Origin of the sequence: Streptosporangium sandarakinum (assembly GCF_013409935.1) — a bacterium.
Lineage (GTDB): Bacteria > Actinomycetota > Actinomycetes > Streptosporangiales > Streptosporangiaceae > Streptosporangium > Streptosporangium nondiastaticum.
This window is the reverse complement of record NZ_JACCCO010000001.1, coordinates 806,090-829,326: the sequence shown is the minus strand read 5'-3', so window position 1 is coordinate 829,326 and position 23,237 is coordinate 806,090. Positions and strand designations below refer to the sequence as shown.

20 protein-coding genes and 1 pseudogene are annotated in these 23,237 nt (G+C 72.3%); 11 read left to right on the top strand and 10 right to left on the bottom strand.

Annotated elements, in window-relative coordinates:
• The first annotated feature begins 43 nt into the window (after positions 1-43).
• The 9 genes from HDA43_RS03680 to rpoB all read left to right on the top strand — a co-directional run bounded on the left by HDA43_RS03680 (position 44) and on the right by rpoB (position 12,114).
• Positions 44-1,003 (top strand): ParA family protein, encoded by a 960-nt coding sequence (locus HDA43_RS03680; protein WP_179818304.1) that lies wholly within the window; start codon positions 44-46, stop codon positions 1,001-1,003.
• A gap of 173 nt (positions 1,004-1,176) precedes the next feature.
• On the top strand, positions 1,177-2,025 hold the full coding sequence (locus HDA43_RS03675; RefSeq protein WP_246423900.1) for a segregation and condensation protein A: 849 nt from the start codon (positions 1,177-1,179) through the stop codon (positions 2,023-2,025).
• The gene (scpB, locus tag HDA43_RS03670) at positions 2,022-2,582 is read left to right on the top strand and encodes an SMC-Scp complex subunit ScpB (protein ID WP_179818303.1); all 561 of its coding nucleotides are present in this window, start codon (positions 2,022-2,024) and stop codon (positions 2,580-2,582) included. Before HDA43_RS03675 ends, scpB begins: the two co-directional genes overlap by 4 nt.
• On the top strand, positions 2,579-4,471 hold the full coding sequence (locus HDA43_RS36285; RefSeq protein WP_179818302.1) for a pseudouridine synthase: 1,893 nt from the start codon (positions 2,579-2,581) through the stop codon (positions 4,469-4,471). Before scpB ends, HDA43_RS36285 begins: the two co-directional genes overlap by 4 nt.
• A gap of 83 nt (positions 4,472-4,554) precedes the next feature.
• Positions 4,555-4,914 carry a chorismate mutase gene (gene aroH / locus HDA43_RS03660; RefSeq protein ID WP_179818301.1) on the top strand — a complete coding sequence of 120 codons (360 nt, stop codon included), beginning with the start codon at positions 4,555-4,557 and terminating at the stop codon, positions 4,912-4,914.
• A gap of 115 nt (positions 4,915-5,029) precedes the next feature.
• Positions 5,030-6,145 carry a prephenate dehydrogenase gene (locus HDA43_RS03655; RefSeq protein ID WP_179818300.1) on the top strand — a complete coding sequence of 372 codons (1,116 nt, stop codon included), beginning with the start codon at positions 5,030-5,032 and terminating at the stop codon, positions 6,143-6,145.
• 152 nt (positions 6,146-6,297) lie between these two features.
• Positions 6,298-6,954 (top strand): (d)CMP kinase, encoded by a 657-nt coding sequence (gene cmk / locus HDA43_RS03650; protein ID WP_312872957.1) that lies wholly within the window; start codon positions 6,298-6,300, stop codon positions 6,952-6,954.
• 29 nt (positions 6,955-6,983) lie between these two features.
• The gene (gene der, locus HDA43_RS03645) at positions 6,984-8,369 is read left to right on the top strand and encodes a ribosome biogenesis GTPase Der (protein WP_218911860.1); all 1,386 of its coding nucleotides are present in this window, start codon (positions 6,984-6,986) and stop codon (positions 8,367-8,369) included.
• Positions 8,370-8,643: 274 nt separating this feature from the next.
• Positions 8,644-12,114, top strand: a complete 3,471-nt coding sequence (gene rpoB, locus HDA43_RS03640) for a DNA-directed RNA polymerase subunit beta (protein WP_179818299.1) — start codon at positions 8,644-8,646, stop codon at positions 12,112-12,114.
• A gap of 168 nt (positions 12,115-12,282) precedes the next feature.
• On the opposite strand, the gene HDA43_RS03635 is transcribed toward rpoB, so the two are convergent.
• From HDA43_RS03635 to HDA43_RS03610, 6 genes and pseudogenes are all read right to left on the bottom strand, one after another.
• Positions 12,283-13,854, bottom strand: coding sequence for an MFS transporter (locus HDA43_RS03635; RefSeq protein WP_179818298.1), 1,572 nt, complete (start codon positions 13,852-13,854; stop codon positions 12,283-12,285).
• A 4-nt stretch (positions 13,855-13,858) separates the two neighbouring features.
• Positions 13,859-14,539 (bottom strand): LppX_LprAFG lipoprotein, encoded by a 681-nt coding sequence (locus tag HDA43_RS03630; protein WP_179818297.1) that lies wholly within the window; start codon positions 14,537-14,539, stop codon positions 13,859-13,861.
• Between the two features lie 104 nt (positions 14,540-14,643).
• Complete coding sequence (locus HDA43_RS03625; RefSeq protein WP_246423899.1) at positions 14,644-15,588, bottom strand: S8 family serine peptidase; 945 nt, start codon at positions 15,586-15,588, stop codon at positions 14,644-14,646.
• A gap of 29 nt (positions 15,589-15,617) precedes the next feature.
• Positions 15,618-15,854: pseudogene (locus HDA43_RS36625) on the bottom strand (RNA polymerase sigma factor); the annotation flags it as partial.
• 401 nt (positions 15,855-16,255) lie between these two features.
• Entirely contained in the window at positions 16,256-16,735 is a 480-nt protein-coding gene (locus tag HDA43_RS03615; protein WP_312872956.1) for a MarR family winged helix-turn-helix transcriptional regulator, read from the bottom strand.
• A gap of 300 nt (positions 16,736-17,035) precedes the next feature.
• On the bottom strand, positions 17,036-17,626 hold the full coding sequence (locus HDA43_RS03610) for a malonic semialdehyde reductase (RefSeq protein WP_179818295.1): 591 nt from the start codon (positions 17,624-17,626) through the stop codon (positions 17,036-17,038).
• Between the two features lie 155 nt (positions 17,627-17,781).
• On the opposite strand from HDA43_RS03610, the gene HDA43_RS03605 reads away from it, so the two are divergent.
• Entirely contained in the window at positions 17,782-18,771 is a 990-nt protein-coding gene (locus tag HDA43_RS03605) for a cation diffusion facilitator family transporter (protein ID WP_312872955.1), read from the top strand.
• 15 nt (positions 18,772-18,786) lie between these two features.
• On the opposite strand, the gene HDA43_RS03600 is transcribed toward HDA43_RS03605, so the two are convergent.
• The 4 genes from HDA43_RS03600 to HDA43_RS34705 form a co-directional block, all read right to left on the bottom strand.
• Complete coding sequence (locus HDA43_RS03600; RefSeq protein WP_179818293.1) at positions 18,787-19,551, bottom strand: hypothetical protein; 765 nt, start codon at positions 19,549-19,551, stop codon at positions 18,787-18,789.
• 697 nt (positions 19,552-20,248) lie between these two features.
• Positions 20,249-21,667 carry an aminopeptidase P family protein gene (locus tag HDA43_RS03595; protein ID WP_179818292.1) on the bottom strand — a complete coding sequence of 473 codons (1,419 nt, stop codon included), beginning with the start codon at positions 21,665-21,667 and terminating at the stop codon, positions 20,249-20,251.
• A gap of 215 nt (positions 21,668-21,882) precedes the next feature.
• A complete protein-coding gene (locus tag HDA43_RS35735) occupies positions 21,883-22,008 on the bottom strand; it encodes a hypothetical protein (protein ID WP_281395014.1) in 126 nt (41 codons plus the stop codon).
• A 74-nt stretch (positions 22,009-22,082) separates the two neighbouring features.
• On the bottom strand, positions 22,083-22,286 hold the full coding sequence (locus HDA43_RS34705) for a hypothetical protein (RefSeq protein WP_246423898.1): 204 nt from the start codon (positions 22,284-22,286) through the stop codon (positions 22,083-22,085).
• Between the two features lie 367 nt (positions 22,287-22,653).
• Here HDA43_RS34705 and HDA43_RS03585 point away from each other — a divergent pair, with 367 nt between their 5' ends.
• Positions 22,654-23,082: a CBS domain-containing protein gene (locus HDA43_RS03585; protein WP_179818291.1), complete on the top strand. Its 429-nt coding sequence runs from the start codon at positions 22,654-22,656 to the stop codon at positions 23,080-23,082.
• The last annotated feature ends 155 nt before the right edge of the window (positions 23,083-23,237 follow it).

The window sequence follows — 23,237 nt, the reverse complement described above, 5'->3', positions numbered from 1 at the left end:
CGTCCGGACGGTCCGGTTCGAGGCCGTCAGGGAGGTTCAACTGGTGACTGTGACCACCGACGGTTCTGCTCGGGGAACGACCCCCGGAAACCCCGAGAATCCCTGGGGCGACACCAAGACCGCGGGGACCCCTCACCCGGGGGGAGTCCTCGGCCCCACCGGGCGGCCTCGCCCGGTCTTCCCCGACCCGCCCTCGCGTACGGTGCACGGACCGGCGCGCATCGTGGCCATGGTGAACCAGAAGGGCGGCGTCGGCAAGACCACCACCACCATCAACCTGGGCGCGGCGCTGGCCGAGGCCGGGCTGAGGGTGCTGCTGGTCGACTTCGATCCGCAAGGCGCCCTGTCGGTCGGCCTGGGCATCAACCCCCACCAGCTCGACCTGACGGTCTACAACCTCCTGATGGACCCGCAGATCACCGCCAGGGAAGTCCTGATGGAGACCGGCGTCGAGGGCATGGACCTGCTGCCGAGCAACATCGACCTGTCCGCGGCCGAGGTCCAGCTCGTCACCGAGGTCGCCCGTGAGCAGGTGCTCGGCCGGGTGATCAAGCCGCTGCTGCCCGAGTACGACGTCTGCCTGATCGACTGCCAGCCCTCGCTGGGCCTGCTCACGATCAACGCGCTGGCCTGCGCGCACGGCGTCATGGTCCCGCTGGAGTGCGAGTTCTTCGCGCTGCGCGGCGTCGCGCTGCTCATGGACACCATCATGAAGGTCCAGCAGCGCATCAACGAGGACCTGGTCATCGAGGGCTTGCTCGCCACCATGTACGACGCGCGCACCCTGCACGGCCGCGAGGTGCTGGCCCGGGTGGTCGAGGCGTTCGACGAAAAGGTGTTCCACACCGTGATCAACCGTACGGTCCGCTTCCCGGACGCCACGGTGGCCGGCGAGCCCATCACCAGCTTCGACCCCTCCTCGCTCGGCGCCAGCGCCTACCGCGAGCTGGCCCGCGAGGTCCTGGCCAGGTGGAGCGCCGAGGAGCGCGCCCAGGAACGGTGACCCGCCGTACGGCGGAGAGCGGCCGCGGGCGGGGCACCCGGGGCCGGTGAACGCGACCCGGGACGGCGGGCGCGACGGGCACGGACGACGTCGGACGCCGCGGCGTGCCGGGGAACGGGCGCGGTGGCGCGCCGGGGGCGATGAGCGCGGCCGGGGTGCGGGACAATGACGGGATGACCGAGCAGCCGCAGCCGGAGCCACAGCCGGACGGGCGGCCGGAACCGGCCGCCGACATCTTCCGGGTCCGCCTGGAGGTCTTCGAGGGCCCCTTCGACCTGCTGCTCGGCCTGATCGCCAAGCACAAGCTGGACATCACCGAGGTCTCCCTCAGCCAGGTAACCGACGAGTTCATCGCCTACATCCGGGCCAGGGGGCCGGAGTGGGACCTCGACCAGACGAGCCACTTCCTGCTCGTCGCGGCGACCCTGCTCGACCTGAAGGCGGCCCGGCTGCTGCCGTCCGGTGAGGTGGACGATGAGGAGGACCTCGCCCTGCTGGAGGCCCGCGACCTGCTGTTCGCCCGCCTCCTGCAGTACCGGGCCTACAAGGAGGTCGCGAAGGTCTTCTCCGGCCGGATGGCCGAGGAGGCGCTGCGCTTCCCCCGGCTCGTCCCCATGGAGGCGCGGTTCGCCGGCCTCCTGCCCGAACTGGTGCTGGGCATCGGCCCCGAGCGCCTCGCGGAGATCGCGCGGCGGGCCTTCACCCCCAAGGCGCCGCCCTCGGTGTCGGTCGCCCACATCTACCAGCCGCTCGCCAATGTCCGCGAGCAGGCGGTTATCCTTGTCGAGCGGCTGAGGCGGATCCGCCGGGCGACGTTCCGGGCGCTCACCTCCGACTGCGCCGGCACCTTCGAGGTCGTCGCGCGTTTCCTGGCCGTCCTGGAGCTCTACCGGGAGGCGGCCGTCTCCTTCGAGCAGATCGAGCCCCTGGGAGAGCTGCACGTGACCTGGACGGGCAGCGACGACGGCGACATCGCCGTGGCGGACGACTACGACGAGAGCGGCAGGAAAGAAGCTTCATGACCGACGTGGCGCCCGAGGCCGGCCTGCGCGCCGGGCTGGAGGCCATCCTGCTCGTGGTGGACGAACCGGTCGCCGAGCGGACCCTCGCCCAGGTGCTCGAACGCCCCGTTCCGGAGATCGCCGCCGCGTTGCGCGCGCTGTCGGCGGAATACACCGCCGCCGGACGGGGTTTCGACCTGAGAGAGGTCGCGGGCGGCTGGCGGTTCTACACGCGGGCCGAGCACGCGACCCTCGTGGAGCGGTTCGTCCGCGACGGCCAGCAGGCGCGGCTCACCCAGGCCGCGCTGGAGACCCTGGCCGTGGTCGCCTACCGCCAGCCGGTCAGCCGGGCCAGGGTGGCGGCGATCCGGGGCGTCAACAGCGACGGCGTGATGCGCACGCTGGTGGCGAGGGGGCTGGTCGAGGAGGCCGGCACCGACTCCGAGAGCCAGGCCCTTCTTTACCGCACGACCTCGTACTTTCTCGAACGGATGGGCCTCCGGGAGCTTGAGGAGCTTCCCGAACTGGCACCGTTCCTTCCCGACGACGTGGAAAACCTAGAGGAGCAGAAGCAGTGAACGACAGGCGTAGCACCCCGTCCGGTGATGGACGCGGTCGAGGCCGCGGCGGAGCACCGCGCGGCGGCGGCCCCCGCGGAGGCGGCGGCACCCGAGGAGCATCCGGGGCCGGCGGCTTCCGCGGCGGATCCCGGGGCGGTTTCCGCTCCGACGCGCCGCGCCGCGACGACCGCTCCGGCGGCCCGCGCCGCGACGACCGGTTCGACGGGCCCCGGCGTGACGACCGGTTCGACGGGCCCCGGCGTGACGACCGTGAGGGTTTCCGGGCCGAGCGCGGCGGTTCGCGGAGCCGGTACGGCTCCGGCCGCGACGACCGCCCCGGCGGCCCGCGCCGTGACGACCGTCCCGGTGGTTTCGGCGGTTCCGGCCGTGACGACCGTTCCGGTGGCCCGCGTCGTGACGACCGTTCCGGTGGCTTCCGCCGCGATGAGCGCGGCGGATCCCGTTCCGGCGGCTTCCGCCGTGACGACCGTTCCGACGCGCCCCGGCGTGACGACCGCGGGGGCTTCCGGGCCGAGCGCGGTGGTTCGCGTGACCGCTTCGGTGGCCCGCGCCGTGACGACCGTCCCGGCGGTTCCGGTCGTGACGAGCGTTCCGGCGCGCCGCGTCGCGACGACCGTTCCGGCGGCTTCCGCCGCGATGAGCGCGGCGGATCCCGTTCCGACGCGCCCCGGTTCCGTTCCGACGCGCCCCGGCGTGACGACCGCGGGGGCTTCCGGGCCGAGCGCGGTGGTTCGCGTGACCGCTTCGGTGGCCCGCGCCGTGACGACCGCCCCGGTGGTTTCGGCGGTTCCGGTCGTGACGAGCGTTCCGGTGGCCCGCGCCGCGAGGACCGCTTCGGCGGTTCCGGCCGCGAGGAGCGCTTCGACGCCCCGCGCCGTGACGACCGTTCCGGCGGTCCGCGCCGTGACGACGCCCCCCGCGGCGGTTCCCGTGCCCGGTACGGCAGGACCGGCCGACGGGACGAGGTCCAGACGATCGGCGGCGCCCGGTCCGGCTCGTACGGCGAGCGCCGCGGTACGGCCGGCCGCGCGTCCGGGGCGTCCACCGGGCGCAGGCCCGGCGGGGTCGAGAACGACCGGTTCAAGACCGCCCGCCAGCCGCGCCGCGACCCCGACTTCTACGAGGCCGGCTACGCCGACGAGCGCGACACCACCGAGGTCCCCGGCGGCGTCCGGCTGCAGAAGGTCCTCGCCCAGGCGGGCGTGGCCAGCCGCCGGGCCTGCGAGGAGATGATCGGCGAGGGCCGCGTGACGGTCGACGGTCAGGTCGTCCGCCGCTTCGGCGCCCGCGTCGACCCGGCCAAGCAGGTCATCCACGTGGACGGCAAGCGCCTGCCGACCATGCCCGACCTGGTCTACCTCGCGATCAACAAGCCGATCGGCATCGTCAGCACCATGTCCGACCCCGAGGGCCGCCCCTCGCTGGCCGACTACGTCGCCGACCGCACCGAGCGGCTCTTCCACGTCGGCCGCCTCGACACCGAGACCGAGGGCCTGATCCTGCTCACCAACGACGGCGAGCTGGCCAACCGGCTCACCCACCCCAGCTACGGCGTGCAGAAGAAGTACTGGGCGAAGGTGCCGGGCAAGATCGAGCGCGACCTCGGCCGCCGCCTGCAGAAGGGCATCGAGCTGGAGGACGGCATCGCCCGGGCCGACTCCTTCAGCGTGGTCCAGGAGCACGGCCAGCAGGCGCTGGTGGAGATCGTCCTGCATGAGGGCCGCAAGCACGTCGTGCGCCGCATGCTGGAGGAGGTCGGCCACCCGGTCATCGACCTCGCCCGCATCGAGTTCGGCCCGGTCAAGCTCGGCCGCCTCAAGCCGGGCACGGTCCGGGCGCTGACCCTCAGGGAAGTCGGCGAGCTCTACGCCGCCGTCGGCCTGTAACCTTCGGATACACACGCGTTCGGGGTCCGCCGGACCCGTCCCGTCTCGGGCGGGTCCGGCGGGCACGCAAAGGAGGAACGGCGATGGTGCGGGCGATCCGCGGGGCGGTCCAGGTCGATGGGAACGACCGGGAGTCCATCCTGTCCGGCGTCACCGAGCTGGTCACCGAGGTGATGGAGCGCAACAGGCTCACCACCGACGACGTGATCAGCGTCATCTTCACCGCCACCCCCGACCTGACCGCGGAGTTCCCCGCGCTGGCCGCCCGCAAGCTCGGCTTCCACGACGTCCCGCTGATCTGCGCCTCCGAGATCGGCGTCCCGGGCGCGCTGCCCCGCGTCGTCCGGCTGATGGCCCACGTGGAGACCGACCGGCCGCGCCGGGAGATCCAGCACGTCTACCTGCGCGGCGCTGCCGCCCTGCGGGTGGACATCGCCCAGTGAGCCCGGCGGCGGTCCGCCCGGCGATCCGGACGGGGATCCGGGCGGCGGCCTCCGCCGCGATCCCCGCGGAGATCCCGCCGGCCCCGCCGCGGGTCTTAGCACCCTAAGGACAGACGTGAGCGGCCTCGAAAACGTCCTCGTCGTCGGCACCGGCCTGATCGGCACGTCGGTGGCCCTCGCCCTGCGCGGGCAGGGCGTCACCGTCCACCTCGCCGACCGCGACCCGGCCGCCGTACGGCTGGCCCGCGAGCTGGGCGCCGGCGTCGAGTGGGCCGGTGAGCGCGTGGACATGGCGGTCATCGCGGTCCCGCCGCAGGTGGTGGCGGGTCAGCTCGCCGAGCTGCAGCGGGCCGGGGCGGCCCGTTTCTACACCGACGTCGCCAGCGTCAAGGCGCTACCGCTCCGGCAGGCCGCCGAGATCGGCTGCGACCTGGCCACCTACGTCGCCGGGCACCCCCTCGCGGGCCGGGAGCGTTCGGGCCCCGCGGCGGCCCGCGCGGACCTGTTCCTGGGCCGCCCCTGGGCGCTGTGCCCGACGGGGAAGACCTCACCCGACGCGGTGGAGGCCCTACGTCTGCTGATCAAGCTCTGCGGCGGCGAGGCCGTGCAGGTCGACGCGGTCGAGCACGACCGGGCCGTCGCGGTCGTCTCGCACGCCCCGCACGTGACCGCCTCGGCGGTGGCCGCCCGGCTCGCCGAGGCCCCGGCCGCCGCGCTCGGCCTGGCCGGGCAGGGCGTCCGCGACGTCACGCGCATCGCGGCCGGAGACCCGAACCTGTGGACGGGCATCCTGTCGGGCAACGCGCTGCCGGTGGCCGACGTGCTGGAGGCGGTGGCGGCCGACCTCGCCGCCGCCGCGGCCTCGCTGCGCGCCTCGGCGGGCCCGGCCGCCGGAAACGCCCCGGGCGCGGGGGACGCCCCGGCGGACCCGGAGGCCATGGGCAGGGTCACCGAGCTGCTGCGCCGCGGCGTCACGGGCACCGGCCGCATCCCCGGCAAGCACGGCGGCCCGGCGCGCGCCTACGCGACCGTCCAGGTCATCATCGGCGACCGTCCGGGCGAGCTGGCCCGGCTGTTCCAGGTGGCCAGGGACGCCGGCGTCAACATCGAGGACGTCCGGCTGGAGCACGCCCCCGGCCTGCCGCTGGGCGCGGCGGACCTGCTGGTGCAGCCGGAGGCGGTGCCGGCGCTGTCGGAGGCGCTGCGCGCCCACGGCTGGCGCCTGCCCTGACCCCGGCACCTGACCCCGGCACCTGACCTGGTCCGCCGGCGCCGGTTTCCTGACCGCCGCCCGGACCTCGCCCGGCCTCCGATGCGAGGTTGCGGCCCGGCTGCCGGTAGCCTCGTACAGACAACTGAAGCGGGCTGTAAGGGAGAGGCGCCGTGGCCGGACTGGTCGTCGCCATGGACGGCCCTTCGGGGTCGGGCAAGTCGAGCGCGTCGCGCGGGGTCGCGCGGGCGCTGGGGCTGCGTTATCTCGACACCGGGGCGATGTACCGGGCGATCACGTGGTGGATGCTGCAGGGAGAGGTCGATCTCACCGACCCCGCGGCGATCGCGGCCAGGGCCTCGGAACCGGTCCTTTCGATGGGCACCGACCCCGACGCGCCCACGGTCGCCGTCGACGGCGTCGACGCCGCCGGGCCCATCCGGACGGCTGAGGTCACCGCGGCGGTCTCCGCCGTCAGCGCGGTGCCCGAGGTGCGGCGCCGGCTGGTGGCCGAGCAGCGCGAGATCATCGGGGCGGGCGACATCGTCGTCGAGGGCCGTGACATCGGCACGGTCGTGGCCCCCGAGGCCCCGGTCAAGATCTACCTGACCGCGAGCGCGGACGCCCGGGCGCTTCGCCGTACGGCGGAGCTCACCGGCACCACGGTGGAGGCGCAGAAGGCCGCGATGGCCCGGCGCGACACCCTGGACTCGACGCGGAAGACCGACCCGCTGGCGAAGGCGGCCGACGCCGTCGAGCTCGACACCACGGCGCTGAACCTGGAAGAGGTCATCGCCGAGGTGCTCCGTCTGATTAAGGAAAAAGTGTGAGTGAAGAAAGCGGCTGGATCGAGGCTGAGCTGACCGATCCGGGTACCGACGACAGCTCCCCGGAGGCGGGCCCCGATCTGGGTCCGCAGCCGGTCGTGGCCGTGGTGGGCCGTCCCAACGTGGGCAAGTCCACCCTGGTCAACAGGATCATCGGCCGCCGCGAGGCGGTCGTGGAGGACGTGCCGGGTGTGACCCGCGACCGGGTCACCTACGACGCGGCCTGGCGCGGGCGCAGGTTCACGGTGGTCGACACCGGCGGGTGGGACCCCGACGCGACCGGCATGGCGCTGCGGATCGCCGAGCAGGCGCAGATCGCGGCCGACCTGGCCGACGTGATCCTGTTCGTGGTGGACGCGACCGTGGGCGTGACCGACGCCGACGAGATCGTCGGCCACGTGCTGCGCGGCTCCGGCAAACCGGTCATCCTCGCCGCCAACAAGGTCGACAACCAGCAGATGGAGCTGGAGGCCGCCGCGCTGTGGTCCCTCGGCCTTGGCGAGCCGTACCCGGTCTCGGCCCTGCACGGCCGGGCCAGCGGTGACCTGCTCGACGTGATCCTCGACGCGCTGCCGGAGACTCCGAAGCAGACCTTCGAGGCCGAGCGCGGCCCGCGCCGGGTGGCGCTGGTCGGCAAGCCCAACGTCGGCAAGTCCTCGCTGCTGAACAAGCTCGCGGGGGAGGAGCGCGTCCTCGTCGACCCGATGGCCGGCACCACCCGCGATCCGGTGGACGAGCTGATCCAGCTCGGCGGCCGGACGTGGCGCTTCGTGGACACCGCCGGCATCCGCCGCCGCGACCGCGAGCTGAAGGGCGCCGACTTCTACGCGAGCATGCGCACCCGGGCCGCGCTGGAGCGCTCGGAGGTCGCGGTCGTGCTCATCGACGCCGGCGAGGTGCTGACCGAGCAGGACCTGCGGATCATCTCCCTGGTCATCGAGTCCGGCCGGGCCATGGTGGTGGCGTTCAACAAGTGGGACCTCGTCGACGAGGACCGCCGCTACTACCTGGAGAAGGAGATCGACCGCCAGCTCGTCCGCGTCCCGTGGGCGCTGCGGGTCAACATCTCCGCCATGACCGGCTGGCACGTCGACCGGCTCGTCCCGGCGCTGGAGAAGGCGCTGGACTCCTGGTCCACCCGCGTCCCGACGGCGCGGCTCAACGCCTTCCTCACCGAGCTGGTCGCGGCGACCCCGCCGCCGGTCCGGGGCGGCAAGCAGCCGAAGATCCTCTTCGCCACGCAGGCGTCGACGGAGCCGCCCAAGTTCGTGCTGTTCACCTCCGGCTTCCTGGAGGAGACCTACCGCCGTTTCGTCGAGCGGCGGATCCGCGAGGAGTTCGGCTTCGCCGGGTCCCCGATCGAGGTCACCATGAAGATCCGAGAGAAGCGGCAGCCCTCGGGGACGAAGCGGAAGTAGCCGCCGTCGCGGTGTCACGGGCGGCCCGGCACGCGCCGGGCCGCCCGTCGTCTTTCGCGGGACGCCCCGGACGACCGTGAGAGTTGACGGGTTCGATCCGCCTGTGGCATCCTGAAGATGCCACCGAGGTTGACATACCTAATAGGTGTGGACATCCGTTTCCTATTTGCGTTATGCTGCTGCCTCGCGCTACCCTTCGACGCCCTGGATCCCGCCGGGGCGTTTTGGCGTGCGCGCAGTTCGATTCCATCCGTGCTCTCCGGAAGGACGCCTGTTGGCAGCCTCGCGCAACGCCTCCGCCGTACCCGCTGGTCCCCGTCGTGTGTCGTTCGCACGCATCCAGGAACCCCTTGAGGTTCCCGACCTTCTCGCTCTGCAGACCGAGTCGTTCGACTGGTTGCTGGGCAACGAGAAGTGGAAGGGGCGGGTCGAGGCGGCTCGCCAGGCCGGGCGCAAGGACGTTCCGGCCCAGTCGGGTCTCGAAGAGATCTTCGAGGAGATCAGTCCCATCGAGGACTTCTCCGGGACCATGTCCCTGTCGTTCCGCGACCACCGGTTCGAGCCGCCCAAGTACTCCGTTGACGAGTGCAAAGACAAGGACATGACCTACTCCGCCCCGATGTTCGTCACGGCGGAGTTCATCAATAACACCACCGGTGAGATCAAGAGCCAGACCGTGTTCATGGGCGACTTCCCGCTCATGACCGGCAAGGGCACCTTCATCATCAACGGCACCGAGCGTGTCGTGGTCTCCCAGCTGGTCCGCTCTCCCGGTGTCTACTTCGACCGCAGTGTCGACAAGACCTCCGACAAGGATCTGTACGGCTGCAAGGTGATCCCCTCGCGGGGGGCCTGGCTGGAGTTCGAGATCGACAAGCGTGACAGCGTCGGGGTGCGCATCGACCGCAAGCGCAAGCAGGCGGTCACGGTGCTGCTGAAGGCGCTGGGCTGGACCAGTGAGCAGATCCTGGAGCGGTTCGGCCAGTACGAGTCGATGCGCGCCACGCTGGAGAAGGACCACACCGCCGGTCAGGACGACGCGCTGCTGGACATCTACCGCAAGCTGCGGCCGGGTGAGCCGCCGACGCGGGAGTCGGCGCAGGCGTTGCTGGAGAACCTGTACTTCAACTCCAAGCGCTATGACCTGGCCAAGGTCGGCCGCTACAAGATCAATAAGAAGCTGGGCGTCGATGCCGACATCACCCAGGGCACGCTGACCGAGGACGACATCGTCGCCACGATCGAGTACATCGTCAAGCTGCACGCGGGCGAGACGTCGATGGCCGGGGCCGGCGGTGGTGAGATCGTCGTGGAGACCGACGACATCGACCACTTCGGCAACCGGCGGCTGCGCAACGTGGGCGAGCTGATCCAGAACCAGGTCCGGCTGGGCCTGGCGCGGATGGAGCGCGTGGTGCGTGAGCGGATGACGACCCAGGACGTCGAGGCGATCACGCCGCAGACCCTGATCAACATCCGCCCGGTCGTGGCGTCGATCAAGGAGTTCTTCGGCACCTCCCAGCTGTCGCAGTTCATGGACCAGATCAATCCCCTCGCCGGCCTGACCCAGAAGCGGCGGTTGAACGCCCTGGGTCCGGGTGGTCTGTCGCGGGAGCGGGCCGGCTTCGAGGTCCGTGACGTCCACCCCTCGCACTACGGCCGGATGTGCCCGATCGAGACGCCCGAGGGCCCCAACATCGGCCTGATCGGCTCGCTGGCCTCCTTCGGCCGGGTCAACTCCTTCGGCTTCGTCGAGACCCCCTACCGCAGGGTGGTGGACGGGAAGGTGACCGACCTGATCGACCACTTCACCGCCGACGAGGAGGACCGGCACGTCATCGCGCAGGCGAACACGCCGCTGAACCCCGACGGCTCGTTCGCCGAGCCGCGCCTCCTGGCCCGCACCAGGGGCGGTGAGACCGAGCTCGTCCGGGCCGAGGAGGTCGACTACATCGACGTGTCACCGCGCCAGATGGTGTCGGTGGCGACGGCGATGATCCCGTTCCTGGAGCACGACGACGCCAACCGCGCGCTCATGGGCTCCAACATGCAGCGCCAGTCGGTGCCGCTGCTCAAGAGCGAGGCGCCGCTGGTCGGCACGGGCATGGAGTACCGCGCCGCCACCGACACGAGGGATGTGATCAACGCCGAGAAGGCGGGTGTGGTCGAGGAGGTCTCGGCCGACTACGTCACGGTGATGAACGACGACGGCACCCGCACGACGTACCGGGTGGCGAAGTTCAAGCGCTCCAACCAGGGCACCTGCTTCAACCAGAAGCCGATCGTGGCCGAGGGCGACCGCATCGAGGCCGGTCAGGTCATCGCCGACGGTCCCTGCACCGACGACGGTGAGATGGCGCTGGGCAAGAACCTCCTGGTGGCGTTCATGCCGTGGGAGGGCCACAACTACGAGGACGCCATCATCCTGTCCCAGCGGCTGGTGCAGGACGACGTTTTGTCGTCGATCCACATCGAAGAGCACGAGGTCGACGCCCGCGACACCAAGCTGGGCCCCGAGGAGATCACCCGGGACATCCCGAACGTGTCGGAGGAGGTGCTGGCCGATCTCGACGAGCGGGGCATCATCCGCATCGGCGCCGAGGTCGTGCCCGGTGACATCCTGGTCGGCAAGGTCACTCCGAAGGGGGAGACCGAGCTGACGCCGGAGGAGCGGCTGCTGCGCGCGATCTTCGGGGAGAAGGCCCGTGAGGTGCGCGACACCTCGCTGAAGGTGCCGCACGGTGAGCAGGGCAAGGTCATCGGTGTGCGGGTGTTCTCCCGTGAGGAGGGCGACGAGCTGCCGCCGGGCGTCAACGAGCTGGTCCGGGTCTATGTGGCGCAGAAGCGCAAGATCACCGATGGGGACAAGCTCGCGGGCCGGCACGGCAACAAGGGCGTCATCTCCAAGATCCTCCCGGTGGAGGACATGCCGTTCCTGGAGGACGGCACCCCGGTCGACATCATCCTCAACCCGCTCGGCGTGCCGGGCCGGATGAACGTCGGGCAGGTCCTGGAGACCCATCTGGGGTGGATCGCCGCCCGGGGCTGGGACATCTCCGGCGTCGAGGAGGCCTGGGCCGAGCGGCTGCGTGAGCGGGGACTGGACCGCGTCGAGCCGGGCACGAACGTCGCCACCCCGGTGTTCGACGGCGCCAGCGAGGAGGAGATCGTCGGCCTGCTCGGCAGCACGCTGGTCGACCGGGACGGGGATCGGCTGGTGGGGGGCACCGGCAAGGCCAGGCTGTTCGACGGCCGCAGCGGCGAGCCGTTCCCGCATCCCATCGCCGTGGGCTACATCTACATCCTGAAGCTGCTCCACCTGGTGGACGACAAGATCCACGCGCGGTCGACCGGCCCGTACTCCATGATCACCCAGCAGCCGCTCGGCGGTAAGGCCCAGTTCGGCGGCCAGCGCTTCGGTGAGATGGAGGTCTGGGCGCTGGAGGCCTACGGCGCCGCCTACGCCCTGCAGGAGCTGCTGACCATCAAGTCCGACGACGTCGTGGGCCGCGTGAAGGTCTACGAGGCCATCGTCAAGGGCGAGAACATCCCCGAGCCGGGCATCCCCGAGTCCTTCAAGGTGCTCATCAAGGAGATGCAGTCGCTGTGCCTGAACGTCGAGGTGCTCTCCAGCGACGGCATGTCCATCGAGATGCGCGACACCGACGAGGACGTCTTCCGCGCGGCGGAGGAGCTCGGCATCGACCTGTCCCGGCGCGAGCCGAGCAGCGTCGAAGAGGTCTGACGTCTCCTACGACGTGACCGGGTCCCTCCGCGGGGCCCGGTCACGCCGTGGGGCCTCCGCGTGCCGGTGGGGCGGGTACGCACGACGTGCTCGCCCCGCTCGTGGCAGGCTCAGGGCCACCCGGGACGACGGGTTTCGCCGAGGCGAGGGGATCACCGTGCGGAGGACTCACGGTTCCCCGGGACGTCCCGGCTCCGCCGGGACGGGACGGCCGCGCGGCAGCAGCGTCGCGGCCAGCGCGCCGACCACGCACAGGACGGCGGTGATCAGGAAGATCTCGCCGTACTCGGTGTGCAGGGCCGCCTTGACCTGGGCCTCGTAGGCGGCGAGCCGCCGGGCGTAGACGGCGGGGTCCACACCGAACGGCAGCGGCGTGTCCAGGTTCGCGGTGAGCGACTGGAACCGGTGGAACCCCCAGGCCGACAGCGCCGCGATCCCCAGCAGCATGCCCATCATCCGGGCCACGACCACCGCCGCGGACGCCACGCCGTGCCGGGCCGCCGGCACGGCCCGCAGGACCGCCGAAGAAACGGGGGCGATCACCACGCCGAGGCCGAGCCCGGCCACGACGAGGTCGACGTCCACCCGGAGACCGGCGGAGGCCAGGTCGAGCGGCCACCCGCCGATGCGGAGGTAACCGGCCGCGGCCACCGCCAGCCCGGCGACCGCCACCGCGCGCTCGCCGTACCGGCGGACCAGCGGACCGCCCAGCAGGGCGGCCACGCAGAGCGCGACCAGGAAGCGCGACAGCACCAGCGCGCCGTCCAGCGCGTCCAGCCCGAGGAGGGTCTGCGCGGTCAGCTGCGCGTCCACGAGCGTGACCATGAGCGCCGCGCCGGTCAGCGCGCTCACCCCGAGCGTGGCGAAGAAGGGCGTGCGCGCCACCCCCGCCAGGTCGAACAGGCGGACCCGGGCCCGCCGCTCCCATACGGCGAACCCGGCGGCGGCCACCACCCCGGCCGCGACCAGGGCCGGCCCCCACGGCGGCAGGACCGACCGCCCCGGGTCGGGGTTGTACAGTCCCGCCACGAGCAGGCCCAGCGCGGCGGCCAGCAGCAGCCCGCCGACGAGGTCGACGCGGGCGGCCGGGGACGCGGCGCGGTCGCGGGGCGGCACGGCCCGCCGTACGGCCAGCGCGGCCACGGCGGCCAGCGGGACGTTGAGCCAGAAGATCGACCGCCAGCCGCCGAGCGGGAGGCCGCCCAGCCGCAGGGACACCGGGACCGCGGCGGCGAGGGCCGCGCCGTACAGGGGGCCGAGCACGCTGCCGAGCTCCTGGGCCGCGCCGAGCGCGCCGAGGGCGAGCGGGCGGTCGCGGTCGCCCCACAGGTCGGCGACCAGGGCCATGGTGACGGGCAGCAGCGCGCCGCCCGCGACGCCCTGCAGCGCCCGCCCGGCCGTCAGCCAGGGGACGGTGTCGCCCAGCGCGGTGATGACCGAGCCGGCCGCGAAGCCCGCGAGGCACAGGTGGATCAGCGGGCGCCTGCCGTACCGGTCGGACAGGCCGCCGAGCAGCGGCATGGCCGCGACGTAGCCGAGCAGGAAGCCGGTGACGATCGGGGTGGCGCGTTCCAGGTGGTTGAGCGGCACCTCGGCGTCCCCGGCGACGTCCATCAGGATGGTCACCACGACGTAGGCGTCCAGGGCGGCCAGCAGCACCGCGACGCCGCCGACGCCGAGGACGACGCGGCGCCCGGCGGTCCGGGACGCGGGGGAGGGGGCCTGGGCGGGGGTGGTCACCGGGTCACCCGGCCGGCGCGGTGATCCGCACCGGCACGCCGTAGTCGTGGAAGGCGACGGTGACCTTCCCGCCGTCCATCGGCAGGTCGGCCCTGAGCAGGCGGCTGGTGGCGCGGTCGATCCAGAGCGTGCCGTTCACGTCCTGGCCGAGGCCCGGGACCATCGTGACGAGGATCCGGTGGGGGAGCGTGGCCGAGACCTTGTAGGCGTCGGAGCCGTCCACCTTCTCCGCGGCCTCCGTCCGGGGGTTCACCGCCCCGGACATCAGCTGGACGACCCCTCTGTCCGGGTCGAGGATGGCGGACGGGTCGTAGATCGTGGCGAGCTGGCTGCGCGGCATCTTCTGGAAGCCGCCGGTGACGCCCTTGAAGTGGACGGTCTCGCCGAGGAGGACGAACTGGATCTCCTGGAGGGTGCCCATCAGACTGAGCTGGATGGTGCCGTCGGCGTCGCCGGTGCCGCTGAGGCGGCCGGTCGCCTTCTTGACCGGCACGGCGGGGCTGCCCTCGGTCTCCAGGGCGAAGGCAACGGACGTGACGGCCCGCATCGCCTCCGCCGACTTCCGCACCAGCTCCGGTCCGCCGGGCAGGCTCGGCCCGTCGGAGCCGCCGCACGCGGCGGTCAGGGACAGTACGGCGAGCACCGCGGCGAGCACCGCGGTGAGGGGGATCCGGCGACCAGGCATGGCCGGATAGTAACGATCGCGGAGCCGCCGGACGATGCCGGAGCGATATCGGTTTCGCCTTCCCCGGTTCCCGCGCGGACGGCCCGGCGCGGGCGGGAGCGCTCCTAACGGACCGGCACCGCGGTCCTGGAGTCGGATGCCTGCGAAGCAGGGCGGCTCCTCCGCGGCCAACGAGGCTCACGCCTTTGGAGGAACCACCCCGCGGGGAGGGCTATCCGACCGCGTAGGCGCGGTGGACGGTCTGACCGACGGTGTTGCCCGACGTACGGGCCGTCCGCCGTGCCCTGCGCGGCCGCCGCCATGATGCCGACGCCGGGAGCGGTCACCTCGGGCTTGATCGCATGATCGCCCAGCCGGGGGCCGCGGCTGGAGAATTCGGCCATCCGGTCGGACCCGTCGACCGCGCCGACCGTGAGTGCCGCATCGGCGCTGCCCGGGCTGCTGACCGAGCCGGGTGCTCCGTCGTTGCCCGCCGCGATGACGAACAGCGCTCCCGTACGCGCTGACAGGGTGTTGACGGCGTGCTCCAGCGGATCGATGCCGGGTGTGTCCGGACCGCCGATGCTCATGTTGATGATCTTCGCTTCGACCTCGGCGGCGGCCCATTCCATGCCCGCCAATATGGCCGATTCGCTGGCGTACTCTCCGCCGACCTTGCCAAGCGCGATCTTCGCGCCCGGCGCGACGCCCCGATACCTCTCTCCGGCTCCGGCCACGATGGAGGCGACATGGGTGCCGTGGCCGATGCCATCGGTGACGTCGGGTTCGTCGGAGAAGTTCCGCGACCGCGTGACCACGTCCTTGAGATCGGGATGGGTGGCGTCGTAACCGGAGTCGAGCACGGCGACTGTGACACCGGCCCCGGTCAGCCCCTGTCGCCACGCCTGCGGGGCCCCGATCTGCTTGGCACTCCGGTCAAGGGTGATGGGCCGCTTCCCGTCCAGCCAGATCTTCGACCTGCCCGCGGCCGGTGATCGGGCGCCGCCGACCAGGCTCTGCCAGGTCCGGCCCGCCGTCGCCTTGGAGACGCTCGTGGTGGCCAGTCCCATCCCGCCCGGTTCCCTGGCCTTCGGTGCTCCACTGAGCGCCTGTGCCGCCTTCCCCACAACCATGACCGTACGGAGCCCCGCCGCGGGTCGAAGTCGCGTCTGCCGTCGAACGCGAGCAGGAAGGAGTCCGCGACCAGGTCCTCGGCCTGCTCGCCGCCGAGCCGGGCGGCCAGATAACGGTAGATCTCCGTGAAGTACCGGTCGTACAGGAGGGAGAAAAGCTCGGGATCGTCCAGCGACCGCTCGACCACGGTGACGTCTTCCATCACATCGTTGGCGTCAGGTGGTGCAGCCATGGCGTCCTTCCGAAGGCGACTGTCGCCCGGTGTTCGCCGCTCGGCAGGTTTTCTTCACGCCGATTTCCGGCGCGGACATCGAGGCGACCCGGCGGGAAAGCATCCTCAACGCCGAGGACGGCCGGCCTCCGTGCCCATGGCCCTGCCCGGCCGCCGGAACCCGCGTACCTTGGGTGTTCACGTCCGGCCCGGCCCGGCACCGAAGCCGTCGCCGCTACGCTCGCTGACCAGGACCCAGGCCGTCGACGCCGCTGATCATCCCTGTCGCGCAATGAATGCCTGAATCGGGCTGACGCGATCGCGTGTACCCGGTGACAGCGGTCTCACCGACACCCGCCCCGGAAGGATCGATCCCGGGGCCCCGGGGCCCGTCAGCCTCCGCTCGCCGTCCGCAGGCTCTTGAGGTGCTCGACCACCGGGGCGTAGGCGGACTCCAGCGCGTGCAGCTGGTCGTCGGTGAGCAGGTCGATGAAGTGCCGCCGAACGCTGGCCACGTGGTGCGGGGCGACCTTCTGGATGGTGGCCCAGCCGTGCTCGGTCAGCACGGCGAAGGTGCCGCGCCGGTCGTCGGCGCAGTTCTCCCGGGTGACCAGCCCGGCCGCCTCCATCCGGGAGATCTGGTGGGAGAGGCGGCTGCGGGACTGGATCGTCGCGCTCGCCAGGTCGCTCATGCGCATCCGGTGCTCGGGGCTCTCCGACAGGTTGACCAGGATCTGGTAGTCGTTGATGGACAGCCCGAAGGACTGCAGCTCGCGATCGAGACGGTGCTCCAGGAGCCGGTAGGCGTCGAGGTAGGCGCGCCAGGCGCGCTGCTCCATGGAGCTGAGCCAGCGGGTCTCCTCGTCGTTCACCGGTCGCTCACCTTCTCTCCCCGCCACACGGGACGGCCCGGGCGAGGCGCCCGCCGTGCCCGCCGCGCCCGCCGTGTCGGTTCCGCTCCCCGTCCATGGATCAGAACTTACCGGAAAACAGTGGAACGCCCTTTCCCCGGGCAGGGAACGCGCCACACCGGCGGGGCGGGCGTCTTCCGTACGGTTCCGTCTTCCGTACGGTTCCATCCTTCGGGCGGTTCACGGACGGATGGGTCGCGGGCGGGCGGGCGGCTCGCGGGCGGGCGGTCCGCAGGCGGGCGGCTCCCGGGCGGGCGGTTCTCAGACGGTGGTGACGACCTCGTCGTAGGGGAGGCGGGGAAGGCGGTCGAACCAGGCGTTCTCCCCGGGCCTGCCGATGTTGACCACCGCCATGACGGTGTGGGCGTCGTCGAGGAACTCCTTGTCGATGCCGTCGGCGTCGTAGCCGGCCATCGGCCCGGCGGCCAGACCCGCGGCGCGGACCCCGAGGATGAAGTAGCCGACCTGCAGGGCCGCGTTGAACGTGGCGGTGCGGGCACGGCTCGCCTCGTCGGCCGCGAACCGCTCCCTGGCGCCCGCCGCGTGCGGGAAGACCTTCGGCAGCTCCTCGTGGAAGTCCAGGTCGGCGGCGAGGATGGCGACCAGCGGGGCGGCGGCGGTCTTCGCCTGGTTGCCGGGGGCCATCAGGGACACCAGACGCTCCCGGGCCTCGGCGGAGCGCACCAGGACGATGCGGAGGGGCTGGCCGTTCATGGCGGTCGGGGCGTACTTCACCAGGTCGTAGATCGCCCGCACCTGCTCCTCGGTGACCGGCTCGTCGCTGAAGGTGTTCGCCGTACGGGCGTCGCGGAAGAGGAGGGCCTGTGCTTCGGGGGAAAGGGTGAGCGACATATGTACTCCTAAGCGGCTTGTGTCCCTTTTTTCTCCGCAACATGGGTGAAGATTCAACTATTCCCGGAGGTTCCACCCCCGGCCTGCGAGGTTTCGCCCTCCGGCTGGGAGGAACGAGACACCGGGCGTACAGTGGCCAGACAGCGGAGATTCCAGTGAACGATCCCGAAGCGGACAAGGACGGCCAGGAGAAGCCCGGGTCGGAGAGCCTCGGCACCGTCGTCGTGGCCGGTCTCGCCAACCTCGCGATCGCCATCGCCAAGCTGGTCGCCGGTTTGATGAGCTCCTCGGCGGCGATGATGTCCGAGGCCGCGCACTCCGCCGCCGACACGGTCACCGAGGCGCTGCTGTTCGTCGCGGTCCGCCGGGCCGACAGTCCTCCAGATGCCCGCCATCCGTTCGGGCACGGTATGGCGGGGTTCTTCTGGGCGCTGATGGCGGCCTTCGCCACCCTCATCGGCGGTGCCGGCTTCTCGATCACCCACGGGGTGCAGGAGATCATCAACGGCGAGGAACTCGCCGATCTGCGGGTCTCCTACGCCGTCCTCGTGATCTCGTTCGTGATCGAGTCGGTCTCCTTCTTCAAGGCGCTTTCGCAGGTGCGTTCGGAGGCCGCCCGGGTCAGGGTCACCCCGCAGCGCTACGTCGCCCGGACCTCCGACACCGCGGTCAAGGCCGTGCTCTTCGAGGACGCCGCCGCGCTGGCGGGCCTGGTGATCGCCGCCTGCGGCCTGCTGGCCTACGAGATGACCGGCGACCCCGTGTGGGACGGCGTCGCCTCGGTGGCCATCGGCCTGCTGCTGCTGGGCGTCGCCGCCCACCTCATCTACGCCAACGCCTCCCTGCTGATGGGCCAGGCCGCGCCCGAGCGGATCAGGAAGGAGATCGAGCGGGAGATGCTCGCCCAGCCCGAGATCGAGAACGTGGTGGAGCTGCTGACCATGATGCTCGGGCCGGGCGAGGTGATGGTCGCCGCCCGCGTCGACTTCCTCGACGAGACCACGGGGGCCGTCCTGGAGCGGGCCGCCGACCGGGTGGAGGAGCGGCTCCGGGAGCGCTTCCCGTCGATCTCGCACGTCTTCCTCGACCCCACCCCGGGCAGGCCGTCCCGCGGCCACCACCGGGTGGCGGGCCGCGACTCCTGAGGCGGGACCCGGGTCCTACTCGTCCTCTCCGGAGTCGCCCGCGGAGTCGTCCCCCGGGGAGTTCCCGGGAGGGCCGGGGGACGGCGTCACGGTCCGGCCCTGGGGGTCGGTGACCAGCTCGTCGGCCGCGCCCATGACCGTCGTGCCGTCGACCTCCCAGCGCCCGCCCGCCCTGACCAGGTCGAGCCGCATGTAGGTGCCCAGGAGCCGCCGGGTGCCCGCGGTGCTGGTGACCGTGGAGTCCACCACGGTGATCGCCCTCGCCCGTTCCGGGGTGACCCCGGAGACGTAGACGTCCCGCACCGAGGCGGCCGAGCGCGCCCGCAGCGAGATGATCGCGTCCCTGAGCCTCGCGAAGACCTCGTCGTAGGTCCTCTCGAACCGCTCGCTGGACACGGCGCGGACCCGGTCGCGGCAGGCCCGCAGGTCCGCGTAGTCGTAGGACTGCAGCGCCGCGGCGAACTCGCGCGCCCGCGCCGCCACCGCCGTGCGCTCGGAGTCCTCCTGCCGGAGCCGGTCGGCGGTCCTCCACTGGAACGCGGCCGTCACGGTGGTCGCGAGCATCCCCGCCACGGCCGCCGCCGCGATGACGCCGGCCCGGCGGGTGGTCACCCGGCCCGGGGCCACCGGACCCCTGCCCACCCGGGCCGCGGCCGTCCCGCCCGGAGCCGCCGGACCCGCGTCCGCCCGGTGCGGGGCCGCCGTGCCCGCGTCCGCCCGGCCCGGATCGGGGCTCGCCCGGTCCGGCTCCATCCGGACCGGACCGATGTCCGGTTCCATCCGGTCCGGGCCGATATTCGGTTCCATCCGGTCCGGATCGGCGCTCGACCGGTGCGGACCCGCTCGGGCCGCGGCCGCGTGACGGGCGGCCGGGTGCCCCGGGTCCGTCCGGCCGGGCCTGGCCTCAGGGCTCGGCTGGGTGGGGGGTCCCCCGTCACCGAAGACCAGGTCACCGCCGGGAGCTTCGCCGTGGCCAGGGGGCCCGCCGTGGCCGGGAGCTTTGCCGTGATCGGGGGTCCCGCCGTGGCCGGGAGCTTCGCCGTGGTCGGGGGCCCCGCCGCGGTCCGGGCCCGCTCCCCGGGGAGCAGCCCCCTCGCCCGGCTGCCGAGGCGCCTGGCTCAACTGCTGCTCCTGATCACGGCGGCCCTGCTCCCGATCGCGGCGGTGCGGCGACCGGCGGGCGGCGGGGCTCGCCGTATCGCCTCCGGGCCCCCGTACGGCGGCCCTCCACGGCAAGTCTTCCCTGGCGGAGCGTGCCCGGCACGTCACGTACCGTCCTAATTTGGTACGTTTTGTACGCCTCGGCCGGGCAGTCATGGTTCCGCACCGCCCGGACGCCGCCGTCTGGGCACGCCGCCCGGACGCCGCTGCCTGGGCGCGCCGCCGGTCAGGGCACGCCGTACGGACGCCGCCACCTGGGTGCGCCGTACGGACGCGGCCTGGGCATGCCGTACGGAGGTCGTCGTACGGCGGGCGGTCAGGCGGAGAGCGCGGCCATCCAGCCCTCGACCTCGTCGGGGTGACGGGGCAGCCCGGCCGACATCAGGCGGGCGCCGTCGGCGGTGATGACGAGGTCGTCCTCGATCCGCACGCCGATGCCCCGCAGCTCCGGCGGCAGCGTCAGGTCGTCCGGCTGCAGGTAGAGGCCGGGCTCGACGGTGAGCACCTGACCCTCCTCCAGCACTCCGTCCAGATAGACCTCCGCGCGGGCCCTGGCGCAGTCGTGGACGTCCATGCCGAGCATGTGGCCGCTGCTGCACAGCGTGTAGCGGCGGTACAGGCCGCTGCCGGTCTCCATGGCCTCGTCCGCGCTGATCTTCAGCACGCCCCAGTCGCGCAGCCCTTCGGCGATGACCCGCATGGCCGTCCGGTGGAAGTCGCGGAACCGCGCCCCGGGCCGCAGCGCGTCGATCGCCGCGCTCTGGGCCTCGTAGACCAGCTCGTAGACCTGCCGCTGGACCGGGCTGAACCGTCCGGAGATCGGCATGGTCCGGGTGACGTCGGCGGTGTAGAGGCCGTCGGTCTCCACGCCCGCGTCGAGCAGCAGCAGGTCGTCGGGGTTCAGCCGGCCGTCGTTGCGGATCCAGTGCAGCACGCACGCGTGGGCGCCGGAGGCGACGATGCTCTCGTAGCCGACCGCGTTGCCCTCCAGGCGGGCCCGCAGGCCGAAGACCCCCTCCAGGTAGCGCTCGCCGCGCCGGTGGGACAGCGCCGCGGGCAGCGCCCGGACGACGTCCTCGAAGCCGCGCACGGTCGCGTCCACCGAGAACTGCAGCTCGGCGACCTCCCACTCGTCCTTGATCAGCCGCATCTCCGAAAGGAACGCCTCCAGCTCGGCGTCCCCGTCGTGCGGGGCGACCCGGGCGTCCACCGAGGCGTCCACCCCGCGCAGCACCCGCGCCGGGCCGCCGAGCGCGTCGTCCAGACGGTCGATCGGCGCGCAGTCGAGGAGGTAGAGCGCCTCGGCCTCGGCGAGGTCGGGGCGGCGGCCCACCCAGAACTCCCCGTAGCGGCGGTCGCGGTAGAACTCCTGCCCGGCCGCCCCGGGGGCCGAGCGCGGCGAGCGGGGACGCAGGAACAGCGTCGCCTCCCCGGACGGATCGATCACCAGGACGTCGTCGGGCTCCTGGTCGCCGGTGAGGTAGGTGAACGCGCTGTGCGGGCGGAACCGGTAGTCGCTGTCGTTGCTGCGGACCTTGAGCGTGCCGGACGGGATGACGAGGCGCTCGCCGGGGAACCGCGCCGCGAGCGCGGCGCGCCGCTTGGCCGTGTAGGCGGCCACCGGCAGCGCCGCCACGTCGTCGCGGCGGCTGTCGGCCCAGCCGGTCGTCATGAACTCGGCGAGTGCGTCGGAGACCGGCAGGTCATGGCTGCCGGTGTTCAGCTTGTCGGTCATCGGATCCCCGGGGGCGAAGGCTTGTGGTATTTCACACGCTACCGCCGGGAGATGCGGCCCGCATCCCCGATGCGGGGACGCGGGCCGCATCGGACGGCCGTCACCCGACGATTCCCACCCGGCCGGGCGGCCGGTATCCGGCGCTCCTCACGCGGCCGGACGGTCCCGCTTCGCCGGACCGTCCGGCCGGCCGGTGACCCGCTTCGTGTGAACGGTCAGCCGACCGGTACCCGGTACTCCTTCGCCAGGCCCGACACCGACGCCTCCTCGAACACCACGGCGCCGCCGATCGCGTCCCTCTTGACGCCCTCGGCCTTGAAGGCGGCGGCCTGGGCGCTCATGTCCTGGTCGGTCGCCTTGATCTTCTGCTCGACGATCTCCAGGCCGAGTTTCTCCGCGGCGTACCTGGAGCCGTTCAGCGCGCTCTCGCCGTAGTCCCCCTCGAAGTAGTAGTCCCCCTCGAAGTACAGGTGGCCGATCCTGTCCCCTTCCTGATCCCCTTCTTCCCGACCGGGAAGTCCACCCCGTTGATCATGTCGATGTCGTAGATGGTGGCGGTCACCTGGATGGGCCTGCTCCCCAGCAGCCCGGTGGCCCAGGCCATCGGGACGGTGAACATCTGGTCGGCCTCGATGTCATGTCCCTGGCCGCCCGACCGCTGCTGCGACGCCTCTCCGAGCTCGCCGACGAGCTCGTCGCCAGGACGCGCGACACCGACGAGGCGTACCGCCGGCTGCTGCCCGCACCGTGACACACCGGCCCCGCGTCGCGACACGCCGGTCCCTCGTCATGACACGCCGACCCTGCGTCACGAGGCACCGGTCCCTCTTCGCGACACGCCGGACCCGCGTCACGAGGCACCGGTCCCCGGCGGCCGTGACGGACGGCCCCGCCACCGGGACAGGGCACGGGCGGAGGCTTAGCCCGGAAGCCCGCCGGGCAGGAAACAGACACCCCCACCCAGCCCGCACACCCAGGTGGTCTCGATGCTCATCGGTGCGCTCCTCGCCAAAAAGGGAAACCACGTGGTCACCGTCCGCCCCCGCGCGACGGTGACGGAGCTGCTGGCCGTACTGGCCGACAACAACATCGGCGCCGCGGTGGTCTCCGACGACGGCTCCTCGATCAGCGGCATCGTCTCCGAGCGCGACGTGGTCCGCGGTCTCAACGACCGCGGCGCCGCCGTGCTGGACGCGCCCGTGTCGGCCATCATGACCACCGAGGTCCGCACCTGCGGCCCCGGCGTCAAGGTGGAGGACCTGCGCCAGACCATGACCACGCACCGCATCCGGCACGTGCCGGTGGTGGTGGACGACCGGCTCGCCGGGATCGTCAGCATCGGTGACGTGGTCAAGAGCGCCATCGAGGCGCTGGAGACCGAGAAGGCGTACCTGGTGGACTACCTCCACCGCTGAACGGCTCCGCCCTGCTCCCGTTCCACCCGGCCCGCCGCGCCGCCGGACGGGTGCCCGCGCGGGCACCCGGCGGGGACGCCCGCCGGACGCCGGTGGGGCCTGGCACCAGGTGCCGGGCCCCACGGATCGCCGTCGCGTGCCGCTACCGAAATGCG